This is a genomic window from Salmonella sp. SAL4457, assembly GCF_046548235.1.
Lineage (GTDB): Bacteria > Pseudomonadota > Gammaproteobacteria > Enterobacterales > Enterobacteriaceae > Salmonella > Salmonella enterica.
In genome coordinates this window covers 1-378 of record NZ_JBGDZO010000118.1, presented here as the reverse complement: position 1 = coordinate 378, position 378 = coordinate 1, and the positions used below count along the sequence as shown (strand labels likewise).

Genomic DNA, 378 nt, shown 5'->3' with positions numbered 1-378 from the left:
CTGCAGGAGCGCTTCGAGCAACTCGACGAAGACAGCCAGCGGCGCATGACCACCAATCCGCTGCGAATCCTCGACAGCAAGGTGGAGAGCACCCAGGCGTTGCTGGTTGGCGCGCCGACCCTGCACGACTATCTCGACGAAGAATCGATCGCCCACTTCGAGGGTCTCAATGCCCGCCTGGATGCTGTCGGACTTCGCTACGAAATCAACCAGAAGCTGGTGCGCGGCCTGGACTATTACTGCCGCACGGCTTTCGAGTGGGTCACCGACAAGCTTGGCGCCCAGGGCACCGTTTGCGGCGGTGGCCGCTACGACGGGCTGGTCAGCCAGTTCGGCGGCAAGCCGACCCCGGGTGTCGGTTTCGCCATGGGCGTGGAA

The 378-nt window shown here is 64.0% G+C and carries 1 protein-coding gene; it reads left to right on the top strand.

The window, feature by feature from the left end; translation table 11 throughout:
* Positions 1–378, top strand: a 378-nt coding sequence (locus tag ACLJNW_RS23505; protein ID WP_410961126.1) for an ATP phosphoribosyltransferase regulatory subunit, incomplete at both ends; no start/stop codon positions are given.